Annotated in this window: 14 protein-coding genes and 1 pseudogene; 13 read left to right on the top strand and 2 right to left on the bottom strand. The window is 36.9% G+C overall.

Annotation, left to right across the window (positions count from 1 at the left end; genetic code table 11):
* The 6 genes and pseudogenes from trpC to BAMA_RS07090 all read left to right on the top strand — a co-directional run bounded on the left by trpC (position 1) and on the right by BAMA_RS07090 (position 4,226).
* The gene (gene trpC / locus BAMA_RS07065) at positions 1-762 is read left to right on the top strand and encodes an indole-3-glycerol phosphate synthase TrpC (RefSeq protein ID WP_034637639.1); all 762 of its coding nucleotides are present in this window, start codon (positions 1-3) and stop codon (positions 760-762) included.
* Complete coding sequence (locus BAMA_RS07070) at positions 759-1,370, top strand: phosphoribosylanthranilate isomerase (RefSeq protein ID WP_034637641.1); 612 nt, start codon at positions 759-761, stop codon at positions 1,368-1,370. The genes trpC and BAMA_RS07070 overlap by 4 nt, the downstream gene beginning before the upstream one ends.
* Positions 1,370-2,563 carry a tryptophan synthase subunit beta gene (gene trpB, locus BAMA_RS07075; RefSeq protein WP_034637645.1) on the top strand — a complete coding sequence of 398 codons (1,194 nt, stop codon included), beginning with the start codon at positions 1,370-1,372 and terminating at the stop codon, positions 2,561-2,563. Before BAMA_RS07070 ends, trpB begins: the two co-directional genes overlap by 1 nt.
* 3 nt (positions 2,564-2,566) lie before the next feature.
* Positions 2,567-3,328 carry a tryptophan synthase subunit alpha gene (gene trpA, locus BAMA_RS07080; protein WP_034637648.1) on the top strand — a complete coding sequence of 254 codons (762 nt, stop codon included), beginning with the start codon at positions 2,567-2,569 and terminating at the stop codon, positions 3,326-3,328.
* 12 nt (positions 3,329-3,340) lie between these two features.
* Positions 3,341-3,415: pseudogene (locus tag BAMA_RS25525) on the top strand (shikimate kinase); the annotation flags it as partial.
* Between the two features lie 250 nt (positions 3,416-3,665).
* The gene (locus tag BAMA_RS07090) at positions 3,666-4,226 is read left to right on the top strand and encodes an NAD(P)H-dependent oxidoreductase (RefSeq protein WP_034637652.1); all 561 of its coding nucleotides are present in this window, start codon (positions 3,666-3,668) and stop codon (positions 4,224-4,226) included.
* A gap of 74 nt (positions 4,227-4,300) precedes the next feature.
* Here the strand turns inward: BAMA_RS07090 and BAMA_RS07095 are convergent, their stop codons facing one another.
* Entirely contained in the window at positions 4,301-4,648 is a 348-nt protein-coding gene (locus tag BAMA_RS07095) for a winged helix-turn-helix transcriptional regulator (protein WP_034637654.1), read from the bottom strand.
* Between the two features lie 171 nt (positions 4,649-4,819).
* Between BAMA_RS07095 and BAMA_RS07100 the strand changes: the two genes are divergently transcribed.
* Entirely contained in the window at positions 4,820-6,316 is a 1,497-nt protein-coding gene (locus BAMA_RS07100) for an L-lactate permease (RefSeq protein ID WP_034637656.1), read from the top strand.
* 181 nt (positions 6,317-6,497) lie between these two features.
* On the opposite strand, the gene BAMA_RS07105 is transcribed toward BAMA_RS07100, so the two are convergent.
* Complete coding sequence (locus tag BAMA_RS07105; RefSeq protein WP_051758886.1) at positions 6,498-7,190, bottom strand: class I SAM-dependent methyltransferase; 693 nt, start codon at positions 7,188-7,190, stop codon at positions 6,498-6,500.
* A 460-nt stretch (positions 7,191-7,650) separates the two neighbouring features.
* Between BAMA_RS07105 and BAMA_RS07110 the strand changes: the two genes are divergently transcribed.
* The 6 genes from BAMA_RS07110 (at position 7,651) to BAMA_RS07135 (ending at position 14,962) form a co-directional block, all read left to right on the top strand.
* A complete protein-coding gene (locus BAMA_RS07110) occupies positions 7,651-8,985 on the top strand; it encodes an FAD-dependent oxidoreductase (protein ID WP_034637658.1) in 1,335 nt (444 codons plus the stop codon).
* Between the two features lie 234 nt (positions 8,986-9,219).
* Positions 9,220-9,951, top strand: a complete 732-nt coding sequence (locus tag BAMA_RS07115; protein ID WP_034637660.1) for a YveK family protein — start codon at positions 9,220-9,222, stop codon at positions 9,949-9,951.
* Positions 9,909-10,562 carry a CpsD/CapB family tyrosine-protein kinase gene (locus BAMA_RS07120; RefSeq protein WP_034637661.1) on the top strand — a complete coding sequence of 218 codons (654 nt, stop codon included), beginning with the start codon at positions 9,909-9,911 and terminating at the stop codon, positions 10,560-10,562. Before BAMA_RS07115 ends, BAMA_RS07120 begins: the two co-directional genes overlap by 43 nt.
* Before the next feature lie 256 nt (positions 10,563-10,818).
* Positions 10,819-12,654 carry a polysaccharide biosynthesis protein gene (locus BAMA_RS07125; protein WP_034637667.1) on the top strand — a complete coding sequence of 612 codons (1,836 nt, stop codon included), beginning with the start codon at positions 10,819-10,821 and terminating at the stop codon, positions 12,652-12,654.
* A 62-nt stretch (positions 12,655-12,716) separates the two neighbouring features.
* Positions 12,717-13,877 (top strand): glycosyltransferase family 4 protein, encoded by a 1,161-nt coding sequence (locus BAMA_RS07130; protein ID WP_034637670.1) that lies wholly within the window; start codon positions 12,717-12,719, stop codon positions 13,875-13,877.
* A complete protein-coding gene (locus tag BAMA_RS07135) occupies positions 13,862-14,962 on the top strand; it encodes a glycosyltransferase family 1 protein (protein WP_034637672.1) in 1,101 nt (366 codons plus the stop codon). The genes BAMA_RS07130 and BAMA_RS07135 overlap by 16 nt, the downstream gene beginning before the upstream one ends.
* Positions 14,963-14,966 lie beyond the last annotated feature (4 nt).

Below are 14,966 nucleotides of genomic sequence, written 5' to 3' on the forward strand. Positions count from 1 at the left end.
ATGGAGACAATTTTAACAAAGATTATTGAACAAAAGAAAAAAGAAGTAGCAGAATTGTATGAGGGATATACACCTGTACGGAAGGAACGACAAAAGCGTTCTCTCGTAAAGGCGCTCGAGACATTTACTGTTATTGCAGAAATGAAGCGAGCCTCTCCGTCGAAAGGAGACATCAATTTACATGCTAACGTAAAAGAACAAGTAAAGCTATATGAAAAAGGCGGAGCAGGAGCTGTTTCAATTTTAACAGACGGACAATTTTTTAAAGGATCATTTCACGATTTGCAAACTGCAAGGGAACATGTAAACCTTCCGCTTCTTTGTAAGGATTTTATTATCGATGAAATTCAAATTGACCGGGCATACGAAGCAGGAGCGGACATTATTTTATTAATCGTAGCCGCATTATCAGAAGAAAGGTTAGTAGAGCTATATAACTATGTAAATGAGCTAGGTCTAGAAGCAATTGTCGAGGTGCATAACGAAGCGGAGTTAGAAGTGGCGATGAAACTACAGCCACATGTTATTGGGATTAATAATCGAAATTTAAAAACATTTGAAGTTGATTTACAAATAACTGAAACGCTTGGAAGAAAGTTAAACGAGCGAAACTTATGCTGGATTAGTGAGAGTGGAGTTCATACAAAAGAAGATGTCATACGCGTTAAACAAGCAGGTGCAAATGGTATTCTTGTTGGAGAGGCATTTATGAAGGCTCCTTCTGTAAGCGACTTTTTCAACATGTTACAGGTGACATCATGAAAGTAAAAATTTGCGGAATTACTGATATGGAAACAGCGCTTGCTGCATGTGAAGCGGGAGCAGATGCAGTTGGATTTGTCTTTGCGAAAAGTAAACGAGAGGTCACAAAAGAAAAGGCAAGGAAAATGATTGGAAAGCTTCCGAGTCATATTATGAAAGTTGGCATTTTCGTGAATGAATCTCCTGTAGAAATAGAACATACCGCATCGTATTGCGGATTAACACACGTGCAATTACACGGAGAGGAAGACAATAACCTTGTTAAAAATCTTAATATTCCGTCTATAAAAGCGCTTGGAATGCATACAAGTGCAGATGTGGAGCAAGCTGCGCGATATGAAACAGATTTTCTACTGTTTGATAGTCCAAAAGAGAAATATTACGGAGGAAATGGGAAAACATTTTCTTGGGAAATCGTAAAAAATTTACCAGATGAATTAAGAAGAAAAAGCATATTAGCAGGTGGCTTACATGTAGGAAATGTTGCCGAAGCCATTGGCATTGTGAGACCGTACATGGTTGATGTAAGTAGCGGTGTTGAAACGAATGGGAAAAAAGATATCGAGAAAATAAAACAGTTTATAAAAAAAGTGAAGGAGTGTTACTGATGACATATGCATATCCAGATGAAAAGGGACATTACGGAATTTATGGAGGACGTTACGTACCAGAAACATTGATGCAATCTGTATTAGAACTAGAGAAAGCTTATGAAGAAGCGATGAAGGATGAAACGTTTCAGAACGAACTGCAGTATTATTTACAAACATATATCGGTAGAGAAACACCGCTTTATTTCGCAGAAAATTTAACAAATTACTGCGGCGGTGCCAAAATTTATTTGAAACGTGAAGATTTAAATCATACAGGTGCTCACAAAATTAATAATACAATTGGGCAAGCGCTTCTTGCCGTTCGAATGGGCAAGAAAAAAGTAGTGGCCGAAACAGGGGCAGGTCAGCATGGCGTGGCAACAGCGACTGTTTGTGCGCTGCTTGGCTTAGAGTGTGTCATCTTTATGGGAGAAGAAGATGTAAAACGGCAAAAGTTAAATGTGTTTCGAATGGAGTTATTAGGAGCAAAAGTAGAAAGCGTTGCAGCAGGTAGCGGTACGTTAAAAGATGCAGTAAACGAGGCGCTTCGTTACTGGGTTGCTCATGTGCACGATACGCATTATGTCATGGGATCAGTTCTTGGGCCACATCCATTTCCGCAAATGGTTCGTGACTTCCAAAGTGTAATTGGGAGCGAAACGAAAAAACAATACGCACAGTTAGAAGGGAAATTACCAGAAGCGGTTGTTGCGTGTATTGGCGGCGGAAGTAATGCGATGGGAATGTTCTACCCGTTTGTTGAGGACGAAGAAGTTGCGCTTTACGGCGTAGAAGCAGCGGGAAAAGGTGTTCATACGAAAGAGCACGCCGCAACGTTAACGAAAGGAAGTGTTGGTGTTTTACATGGCTCGATGATGTATCTTCTTCAAGACGGAGAAGGACAAATTCAAGAAGCGCATTCCATTTCCGCTGGTCTTGATTACCCAGGTGTTGGGCCTGAACATAGTTTATTGAAAGATATCGGTCGTGTTTCTTATCATTCCATTACGGATGAAGAAGCGCTTCAAGCGTTTCAGCTGTTAACAAGAAAAGAAGGAATTATCCCAGCATTAGAAAGCTCACATGCAGTTGCATATGCATTGAAATTAGCACCAAAAATGAAACGTGATGAAGGATTGGTTATTTGCTTATCTGGGCGCGGTGATAAAGATGTAGAGAGTGTACAACATTATATAAAAGGAGTGTAAAAAATGGGAGTAGAGAGAATTGAAGCAGCATTTCAAAATGGTAAGAAAGCATTTATTCCATATGTAATGGCAGGTGATGGTGGCTTACAACAATTACAAGAGCATATTCGCTTTTTTGATAAGGTTGGTGCAAGTGTAATTGAAATTGGGATTCCGTTTTCAGACCCTGTAGCGGATGGTAAGGTAATTCAGCAAGCAGGAATGCGCGCACTGCAAAATGGAACGACACTTAGTAGTATTTTTGAAGCTTTAAAAGAAGTGAGAATGGATGTAAAGATTCCATTTGTTATGATGACATATTTAAATCCAGTGTTAGCTTTCGGAAAAGAACGGTTCGTAAAGGAGTGTATAGAAGCCGGGGTAGATGGAATTATCGTTCCTGATCTTCCATATGAAGAACAAGCAATTATTGCACCGCTTCTTCAAGAAGCAAATATCGCTCTCATCCCGCTTGTCACCGTCACAAGTCCAAGCGAGCGTGTTCAAAAGATTACAAGTGAAGCAAAAGGATTTGTGTACGCTGTTACAGTAGCTGGTGTAACAGGCGTAAGACGTGACTTTCAAGAGGAGCTGCACAGTTATTTACAAAAAGTAAAGGAAAATGTTCATTTGCCTGTTGTTGCAGGATTTGGAATATCAACGACAAATCAAATTGCAGAACTTCTTCATACATGTGACGGCGTTGTTGTTGGGAGTAAAGTAATTGAGTTGTTACAAGAGGGGAATTTTAAAGAGTTAGAGGATCTTGTTTTAGCTGTGAAATAGAGGGAGAGTGTTATGAAGTTAGTATTACTATTTGGACCACAAGCTGTGGGAAAGATGAATGCCGGACAAGAATTAGAGAAAATTACGAAAGAGTTTTATATGAAAAATCAACAATACACATTTGGACGCAGCAGAAGTAGCGAGCGTGATAAAAGCGGAGTTTCTGTTATGAGGGGTATCTATTGCAAAAAAGCTCAGAGTGAATAACTTTGGGCTTTTTTGCATGTAACTTGATACTTACCTTTATGAAAGTACCTGTAATAAAAGTGCGTACTTACATATTTTTAGTATGCGCTTTAATATCGAGATATAGATACTATTTAAGGAGGACGAATTTATGAAAACTCTTGTTATTGTAGCGCACCCTACTATAGAAACATCCATTATTAATAAACGATGGGTAGAGGAATTAAAAAAGTATCCGGAAAAGTATACCGTTCACGAATTGTATAAAATCTATCCTCATGGAAATATAGATGTGGAAAAGGAACAAAAATTGGTTGAATCACATGGTAATCTTATTTTTCAGTTTCCTATATATTGGTTTCATTGTCCGCCCCTCCTAAAGAAATGGTTTGACGATGTTTTAGCTTATGGATGGGCTTATGGTTCAAATGGAGGAGATAAATTAAAGAATCGTAAAGTTGGTTTAAGTGTATCAGCAGGAATTAGAGAAGAAGATTATAAGGAAAGTGGAAGGTACCAATACACCCTTGAACAAATATTACTTCCATTTGAAATGACATTCCTGTATTGTCATGCAGACTATCGTTCTTTCTTTGCCTATTATGGGAAGGAAAGTGCACCGGGTGAAAACGAAGAAGTAGAAAATGAACTAGAAGCAACAAAATTGGAGGCAAGCGCTCAAGGTTATTTGGACTTTATTAATAGTTTGTGAGAAGGAAAGATGAATGAAAAGAAGTATTTCCTTAATGAGGGGATACTTCTCTTCATTTAAAAGGCTAGCTGCTGTTACTCCGAAGCTTGTAAACGATTTTTTTCTCCCCATTCACACATCATATTTAATAATGGAATGAGAGAACGACCACGTTCAGATAGTGAATATTCAACTTTGGGAGGAATTTGGGGAAATTCTTTACGTATGATAAGATCATCTGCTTCCAATTCTTTTAACATGATACTTAGTGTTTTGAAAGAAATGGTACCGATACTTCGCTTCAATTCGTTATATCGCATAACTTCGTTTTCAGACAACCAATATATAATGATCATTTTATATTTGCCAGCTACTAAAGACAACGTATAGCCAAAGCCAGTGTCTTTTAGTTCAACCCCAGTTGGGACACAAGTTTTGCGCAACAATTACACTCCCTTTCAGGTAAGTATAGGAAATATATATTCTTTACAATAAATCATGAGGCAATCTTATTTCAAATAATGTGCAGTAGATTTTTTTTGTTAAAATTTGAATTTTCTGTATTTTATTATATAATAGTTGAAATTGTATATTTTTAGAAATGGGATGATGATATGGAGATACTATTTGCTCTCCTGCCACTTATAATGATTTTTGTTTGTTTATTTATGTTTAAGCAAACATCGTTGAAGGCTTCTGTTATTTCGTACGGTGTATGCTGCTTTATCGTTTTGTTGTTACCTACATTTCGGCTGCAAGCTAAGGAAGTTGTTCATGCAACGATTAAAGGTGGTCTTATTTGTTTTATTGTTGGGTACGTTCTCTTTTTTGGTATTTTTTTATTTCACCTTATGAACAAAATGGGTTATATTGACCAAGTCGCCCGCTTTATGGAACATGTTACACATGATCGCTTACTACAAATGCTGCTTATGTGTTTTGGTGTTTGTCCACTTATCGAATCGGTAAGTGGGTTTGGGATTGGTTTTATGGTTGCTGCACCTATCTTTCTATCACTTGGTTACACACCGTTTCAATCTGTACTCTTATCGTTTATCGGGCTAATGGCTAGTTCATGGGGAGCGATGGCAACGGGAACGATTATTGGATCAGGATTAATTGAAATGCCATTGAAAGAGCTTGGAACAGGCACAGCGATATTAACGATACCAATTTTTGCATACTTTATTATTCTTGCGCTTTATATTGTTGGTGGAAAGCGTGCATTACTTCAAAAGTGGAAAGAAGCGACAGGTTTTTTCCTATTATTTTCTTTATCTATGTATTTATGTAATGTATATGTAAGCGTGGAACTTGCGGGGATTTTAAGTGCAATCGTTACAATTACATTTGGATTTTTCATCATTAAAGTAACGGAGAGGCATGAAAGAGCAGTTTACTCAGAACATGCAGCAGCGAGTCAAAGAGAAGTTTCGATTATAAAAATAATCAGTCCTTATTTATTTTTAACAGTATGTATTTTACTGTCTCGCCTTATTCCATCTGTACATACATTCCTTCAATCACACGTAGTTCTCGATTTGCCATCTTATTCTTACAAGTTAGAACTATTATACTCACCAGGCTTTTGGCTTGGCGTTACTTGTATATTTACGGTTGTTTTTTTCAAAATCCCGGCTACTGTCATAAAAGAATCATTACAACAAACGGTAAAACAATGGATTCCGTTTGCGATTACAACGACAATGTTTATTAGTATTTCAGAAGTGATGGGAACTGCAGGGATGCATACGTTATTGGCGAAAGAAGCTGGTGCTGCATTTGGAACGTTGTTTGTATTTATCGCACCATTTATTGGAGCGATGGGGGGCTTTTTAACGGGCAGTAACGCTGGGTCGAATGCGATGTTTATTAAGCTCCAAATGCAAACGGCTCAAAATGTAGGACTGCCATGGCAATTTGTGACGACAGTGCAAAATACAAGTTCTTCCGTTGCGACAATTGCTTGCCCATCTCGCATTACCCTTGGAGCACATCTATGTAATATCACATCTCAGGAAAACGAGTTATTAAAGAAGACAACGCTTATGATATTTGGGACAGTTTGTATTGTGTTGCTTGAAGTGGTCGTGTGGCGTTTTATAATGTGAGTGAAATGAAAGCCTTGCTATGTAGCAAGGCTTTTTACGATTTATCCCATAACATCAACATATAGCTGATGTTTGTTATGAAATGAGAGCATGCTTGAAAAATAATCAAAACATGCTCTCATTTCATTTCTTGTTAATCCAACAAAAAGATTACTAACGTTGTACATATAGTAATTAATCATCACGCATGACAAATCCATCCTGCAAAAAGTCCAGTCGAATAAAAGCGAGTTATATTTGTAAAGCCAGACTCTTTTAGTAACGATTCAATTTGATTTTCAGGGATGAAAGAAATATTCATAATGATTTTCCCCATACTGTCTACTTTAGCTCTTTCATATCCAATATCTAGGTAGAAAGTTTTCCATACATTTATTCTGTCCTGCAGTTCGGAACTCTCTCGGTCACCGTAGGCGCTAACGAGTACGAATGGTGCTCCAGGCTTCAATTGATTTTTAATGTTTTTGAGTAGATTTAACTTCTCTTGCATATCTTCAATAAAGTGAAGAACTAAAATACAGCTTGCTGCGTCGAACTTCGATTCCGTATCCGGAAGATTATCAATTGTTCCTTCGATAAGTTTGACTCGATTTTCAAGGCCTAGTTGAAGCGTTTTATGCTTAGCCATATTCAGCATTTTTTCGGAAGGATCAACTCCGGTGAACGTCCATTTTGGATTGGATTGTCCCCATGCAGCGAGCTCGTTCCCACCACCAGCACCAACCATAAGTAAGGATGCCTCCTTTTCACCTAGTTGAGCTCGAAAATAGGATTGAATCATCGCAAGCAACATATCATATGTAGGAACTGAGACGCGAGTATTTTTATCGTATGTTTGGACCATTTGAGAATTGAATGCAAATTTTTCATTCATGTTGAATAACCTCCATTGTTTGATTACGTATTTTTATCCCGTTATTTGCGGGCTGTAAGACTCCCACCTCAAAACTTAGAGGATTCAGAGAAGTTTTAGGTGGGAGATTAAAAGCCCGATTGGTTCAACTAACACTCAGTGGGGGATGAAGAAAACCCCACTGAGTGAAGTTTCCCTTTATAAGAAAGTCCTATAATTATTATTTTTAATAAAAGTATATTAAAGACCCTTTATATCTTTAATTGATTTTAATTTAAACCGAGAGAAATATCAACATGTTTGATCCTCTTTTTTATTATGTGGTAAGTTAACTTGAAGTCTGGCTTTCATGTAACGAAATAGAGAAGTGCTTTTAGTTGAAACAAGGGTTATATGAATGGGACAATAAAAAAGAAGACTTTGGATGATTTGATAAATATAACACAATATGGGAAATGTAACCGAGAGAAGGAGTGATAGTGTGAAGTACGTAATTATCGGAGGAGATGCAGCCGGGATGAGTGCGGCTATGCAAATTGTTCGTAACGATAAAGAAGCAGAGGTCATTACGTTAGAAAAAGGAAATATTTATTCTTACGCGCAGTGTGGCCTTCCTTATGCGATTAGCGGTGTAATTTCAGAGATGGAAAAGTTAATTGCAAGAGATGTTGATACATTTCGGAATAAATACGGTATTGATGCACAAGTCCAGCATGAAGTAACTCGCATTGATCCATCTACTAAGATTGTGCATGGTGTACATACAGAAACTTTTGAACCATTTCAGTATGAATATGACCGTTTGTTAATTGCAACTGGCGTGAGTCCCGTTATGCCAAAGTGGGAAGGAAATGATTTAGAAGGGATTCATCTTTTAAAGACAATTCCAGATGCAAAGCGAATTATGGAGACGCTTCAAAATCAAACTGTTGAAGATGTAACAATTATCGGCGGCGGGGCAATTGGTCTTGAGATGGCGGAGACGTTTGTAGAACTGGATAAAAAGGTGCGGATTATCGAACGGAATGAACATGTTGGTACGATTTACGATGCGGATATGGCAGCCTATATTCATGAAGAAGCGGCAAAACATAATATTGAGTTGTTGACAAATGAAAACGTGAAATTATTTCAAGGAAACGGAAAAGTTGAGTTTGTAGAAACAGATAAAGGGACATATAAAACAGAGCTTGTGTTAGTATCGGCTGGTGTGAGGCCAAATACGAATTTCTTAGAAGGAACAAAGATTGTAACAAATGAAAAAGGTGCAATTGTCGTAAATGCTTATATGCAAACAAATGTAGAAGATATTTATGCAGCAGGAGATTGTGCTACTCATTATCACATCATAAAAGAAATACATGACCATATTCCGCTTGGGACAACAGCAAATAAGCAAGGGCGGATTGCTGGATTGAATATGGTTGATAAACGAAGAGCGTTTAAAGGTATCATCGGAACGAGCATTATTAAATTTATGGAACTCACGTTAGGACGAACAGGCTTAAATGAAAAAGAAGCCACTGCCCTGCATATACCGTATAAAACTGTGAAAATGGATTCCACAAACATTGCTGGATATTATCCGAGTAAAAGGCCGTTACATGTAAAGCTATTGTATCGTGCTGATACAAAGCAACTGTTAGGTGGACAATTTATTGGAGAGCAAGGGGTCGATAAAAGGATAGATGTACTTGCGATGGCATTGTTCAATAAAATGACACTTCACGATTTAGAAGATGTTGATTTAAGTTACTCGCCTCCATATAACAGCGTATGGGATCCGATTCAGCAGGCGGCAAGACGTGGGGAATAAATGAGTTATACTCTCCTAACTATAATAAATGAATGAGTTAGGAGAGTATAAATGTAAGTTTGAAAATATGCCATATATAAATTGGAATTTTCTAAAAATAATTCTTGACTCGTTTTGTATAAAGAACTAAAATTTACTTTAAATAGAACGAGCTTTTCATAAATCTATCATATCCATAAAAAATCATCCTTCTACTTATAATATTTTTAAGTATAAAGAAAATGGAGGAGAAGTATGGAAAAAGAAATAAATATTAAGCACGTATTTACTATTGTAAGAAGACGATTATGGATTATGGCTATGTTTATAATCATCGCTACATCAATTGGAGCAGCTTATACGCTATTCTTCAAAACTCCTTTATATGCATCATCCTCTCGAATTATTATTCCAGCAAATAACGAAAATATGAGTACCCTTAAAGTTATGGTAAATGAACCTGCCGTATTAGAAAAAGTAGCAGCACAACTAAATATAAACCGTTCTGCAAGTGCTTTAAGTGGTCAAATTAGTACCGAAAATGTACAGGGATCACAAATTGTAAAAATTAATGTTGTCGATACAAATTCTAAGCTGGCAGCTAAAATTGCCAATACGACAGCAGTTGTTTACAAGCAAGAGGCTGCTAACATATTGAATTTTGAAAATGTTAGTATTTTATCAGAAGCAAAGACTTCTCAGTATGCAGTACCGATGAATATAAACCATCAAAAAACAATTATGATGGCTTTTTGTATTGGACTTATATTAAGTATCGGTTTTATCTTCTTATTAGATTCTTTAGACGACACGGTTAAATCAGAGCGATCGATTGAAATGTTATTAGATATTCCTACGTTAGGGAGTATTTCAAAAATGAATAAAAGAAATACAGTAGATAAGTATAGTAAGAAAGTATCTGCACCTGTAAGGGAGGTAGAAAGGTGGTTTTTAAAAGAAGAAAAAGATTCAAGGAAAAAAGCTTAATTACGCATACTGCTCCAAATTGTAAGATTGCTGAACAATATCGTACCATTCGTACAAACCTTCAATTCTCATCTATTATTCGTAAAGATCAAACACTCGTCATTACTTCTCCCAATGGAGGAGAAGGAAAATCAACTGTGACGGCCAATCTTGCAGTTTCTATTGCAGGACAAGAAGAAAAAGTATTGGTTATTGATGCAAGTTTACGATCCCCATCCATTCATAGCATGTTCCATCTTGAAAATGATATAGGATTAACGACGATTTTAATTGGAAGATCCACTTTAGAGAAAGCGGTAAAAAAGACAGAAGTTGAAAACCTTTATGTATTAACAAGCGGACCAATCCCATTTAATCCAGCGGAACTGCTTAGTTCAGAGGCGATGGAAATATTGATAAAACAGGCGGTAGAGCAGTATGACATCATTTTATTTGATTCTCCTTCTGTTTTAGAGGTGTCAGATACGAGTATTTTATCGGATCAATGTGACGGTGTACTGTTAGTAGTCAGTTGTCATCATACAGCGAATGAATCTGCTTTAGAAGCGAAAAGAATACTAGGGTTCACAAAAGGGCGCTTAGTCGGAGCGATTTTAAACGAAAAAACATAATAGTTTTTCGGTTTGATATATGGTGATGTCTCCTTACCGTTATCAATGGGGGCACTCGGTCATACTGTGGGTTATTGAAAACCTTAGACGCAAGTCGTCGAGAGTGTGATGTGAGGGAGGGTTAGATGCCCAATATTTTTATTTTAAGTTTTGATTGCGTAGTTAATTCAGTAGTGAGCAGTTTCCATTTGTTATTCTTTTGTTTGTTAAATGTTTCACATGATTTCGAAATGAAAAGGGTTAAGGAGGATGAGGTGTGACCTACCAGCAAAGGATATCGCTATTACTCATTATAGATTCAGTAATTGTATTAAGCGCGATTTTCTTTAGTTCTTTTTTTGTGAATGCGAGTTTCCATGTTATTGCGTTTTCATCGGTCATGAGTTCTATTACATTATTAGTTAGTCATCATTTTTTTGCTTTTATTTATAAGCTGTATAAAAAGGCTTGGGAATACGCAAGTGTTGGGGAACTACTCATTATTTTTAAAGCCGTTACATTATCAATTGTAACGACAGCTATTTTGCAACAAGCAGTTTTACAGGAAGTATATTTTCGTTTACTTCTTGTCACTTGGATGATGCATATTTTATTAATCGGAGGATCACGTTTTCTTTGGAGGCTCATGCGAGATTCTTATTTTCAAAAGAAGAGTACGAAGAAAAGGGCTTTAATAATTGGTGCCGGTTCTGCAGGGACAATGGTTGTAAGACAGTTATTACATAATAATGAGGCAGAGCTACTACCTGTTGCATTTATTGATGATAATGTGAAAAAGCATAAATTGCATATTTTAGGTGTTCCAGTTGTTGGTGGGGTAAAGGAAATTGAAAGTATAGTAGAGAGATTACGTATTGAGAGTATTATTATCGCAATTCCTTCTCTTGGAAAAAAGGAATTGAATGAAATTTTTAAAGAATGTTCCAACACAAAAGTGAAAACGCAAATTTTACCGATGTTAGAAGATTTAGTGACCGGAAAAGTTTCGGTGAATGAATTTCGTGATGTGCAAGTAGAAGACTTATTAGGTAGGGAGCCAGTAGAATTAGACATAAATAGCATTTCTGAATATGTGAAAGATAAAGTTGTGTTAGTCACGGGCGCTGGCGGATCAATTGGATCAGAAATATGTAGGCAAGTTGCAATATTTCAGCCACGGCAACTCATTTTATTAGGTCACGGTGAAAATAGTATTTATTCTATTCATATGGAATTAAAAGAATCTTATGGTGATATGAAGACAATATTTATCCCAGAAATTGCGGATATACAAGATGAGAGGAAAATATTATCAATTATGCATCAATATCGTCCGCATGTTGTTTATCATGCGGCAGCCCATAAACATGTACCTCTTATGGAATATAATCCCGAAGAAGCTGTGAAAAATAATGTAGTAGGTACGATGAATGTTGCAAAAGCAGCGAAAAAATATGATGTTGATACATTTGTTATGGTTTCATCTGATAAGGCGGTGAATCCAACTAGCGTGATGGGAGCAACAAAAAGATTAGCTGAAATGATCGTTCAGCAACAGGACAAAGGAAGTCATACTAAATTTGTAGCAGTCCGCTTCGGAAATGTATTAGGAAGTAGAGGAAGCGTTATTCCTTTATTTAAAAAGCAAATTCAAAAGGGTGGCCCAGTCACTGTAACGCATCCTGAGATGATTCGTTATTTTATGACGATACGAGAAGCCTCAAAGCTTGTAATCCAAGCTGGCTCTTTAGCAAAAGGTGGGGAAATCTTTGTATTAGACATGGGTGAGCCGGTGAAAATTGTGGACCTTGCTAAAAATCTTATTAAACTATCCGGTAATTCCATAGATGAAATTGGAATTGAATTCACAGGGATGAGACCCGGTGAGAAACTGTTTGAAGAATTATTAACAGATGATGAAGTTCATGAAGAACAAATCCATCCTAGAATTTACATTGGAAAAGAAACAAACATATATATAGAAGAAATTGAAAATATTCTTTCTATATACGAAGAACTAAATAAAGAGGAGTTACGAAATAAATTATTATATGTAGCCAACAACGATAAACTTCCAAAACCGTTACTACCTACATATGTAAATGGAAATTAAAAAAGAAGAAAGATAGCATCACAATAGATCAAAAATCTATCAAAAATAGTGAGATGGATGTGATGAACGTGTCTAACAAAGTGTTGTTTTGTGCAACAGTTGATTACCATTTCAAGTCATTTCATTTACCATATATGAAATGGTTCACAGAACAAGGCTGGGAAGTACATGTTGCGGCAAATGGTAATATCAATCTTCCATATGTAAATAAAAAATATAACATTCCTATTCAAAGATCTCCTCTAAAACTTAAAAACTTTCGTGCATATCAAGCACTTACCTCTATTATTAACGATAACCAATACGATATTATCCATTGCCATACACCGATGGGTGGAGTACTCGCTCGTTTATCCGCCCGTTTAGCGAGAAAAAAAGGAACAAAAGTACTGTACACTGCTCACGGATTTCATTTTTGTAAAGGGTCACCACTTATGAATTGGATCCTCTACTATCCAATTGAAAAAGGACTAGCTCGTCATACGGATTGTCTTATTACAATCAATGAAGAAGATTATAATTTGGCGATAAAACATCGCTTCAAAGCAAATTGTATCGAGCGAATCCATGGAATTGGAGTAGATACAGAACGCTTCCGGCCGATAGAAATGTCTCATAAACGGTCACTAAGAATGGAATTTGGCTATAACGAAGATGACTTTCTCATGTTTTATGCTGCAGAATTTAACAAAAATAAAAATCAACAATTACTCATTCGTTCATTAGCACTTATTAAAGAAAAAGTTCCGTCAGCAAAGCTTTTACTAGCAGGAGATGGCCCCCTCATAGAAGACTGTCGCCAACTAGCAATGGAGTTGCATGTTGAGCACATGGTTCACTTTCTTGGCTATCGGAATGATATTGAATGTATCTTACCAATGTGTGACATTGCTGTTGCCTCAAGTCTACGCGAAGGCTTACCAGTAAATATTATGGAAGCGATGGCTTGCGGCTTACCGGTTATTGCTACAGATAATCGGGGGCATCGGGAGCTTGTGGGGGATGGGGAGAATGGATGGGTTATAAGCCCTAACAACGCTGTAGAACTATCTAATAAAATACAGTTATTGTATGAGAAACCAAGCCTAGTAAAGGAATTAGGGAAGTGTGGGCGTTCCAAAGTAGAAAGGCAATATAGCGTGATGCAAGTCTTAGAAGAGCAGAAAACAATTTATAGTACATTTAGGAGCGAAACGGAGGAAATAAGATGGGCGTTCCGTTAAGGGTATTACATGCTGCTGTGAATATGAACCGCGGCGGAGCAGAAACGATGATTATGAATTTATATCGAAACATAGATCGCTCTCAAGTCCAATTTGATTTTTTAACTTGTAAAGAAGGAGTATTTGATGAAGAAATTAGGCAGCTAGGTGGAAAAGTTTATCGCATTCCATATGTGACGGATGTTGGGCATTGGGGATATATTAAAGCGTTACGTTCCTTTTTTACAGAAAATCAGCAATATAAAATTGTACATTCACATATGGATAAAATGAGTGGGCTTGTACTTCGAGAAGCAAAGCGGACTGGAATTCCACACCGAATTGCTCATAGTCATAATACAAGTAGTGAGGGGAGCGCATTAGCTAAGTTATATAAATGGTACGCTGGAAATGCTATTTTGCCTAGCGCTACACATTTATTTGCATGTTCAGAAGCAGCTGCTCGATGGTTATTTGAAAGAGAAGCTACAGTATTAAAAAATGGAATTGAATATGATAAGTTTGCATTTTCTGAGGAAATTAGAGAAGAGATGAGGCAAGGTTTAGAACTTCATAACGATACGTTTGTAATTGGGCATGTGGGAAGGTTTGCATACCAAAAAAATCATTTGTTTCTTGTAGAAATATTTGCTCAAGTACTTAAAGTACACTCTAATTCGATGCTTATACTAGTGGGTGACGGACCTCTTCGATCTAAGGTAGAAGAAAGAGTAAAGGAGCTACATATAGAGAAGAACGTAAAGTTTCTCGGGGTTCGTAGTGAAATACATCATTTGCTTCAAGCATTTGATGTATTTTTATTTCCATCGCTTCATGAAGGTTTGCCGGTAACACTTATAGAAGCGCAAGGAGCAGGGTTACCTTGTATAATCTCAAATACGATTACAAAAGAAGTAGATTTGGGGATGGCTTTAGTGAAGCGTATATCTCTTTATAACGAAAAGGAATGGCTAGAAGGGATAAATGAAATTAAAGTTAATGGCTTTTCGAGAGAGGTAAACGAGAAAGCTTTACATGATGCGGGATATGACATAAAGCAGACTGCAGAATTAACACATGATTTTTATATAACAATGGCGAGGTGAATGT

The sequence above is a fragment of the Bacillus manliponensis genome (assembly GCF_000712595.1).
Lineage (GTDB): Bacteria > Bacillota > Bacilli > Bacillales > Bacillaceae_G > Bacillus_A > Bacillus_A manliponensis.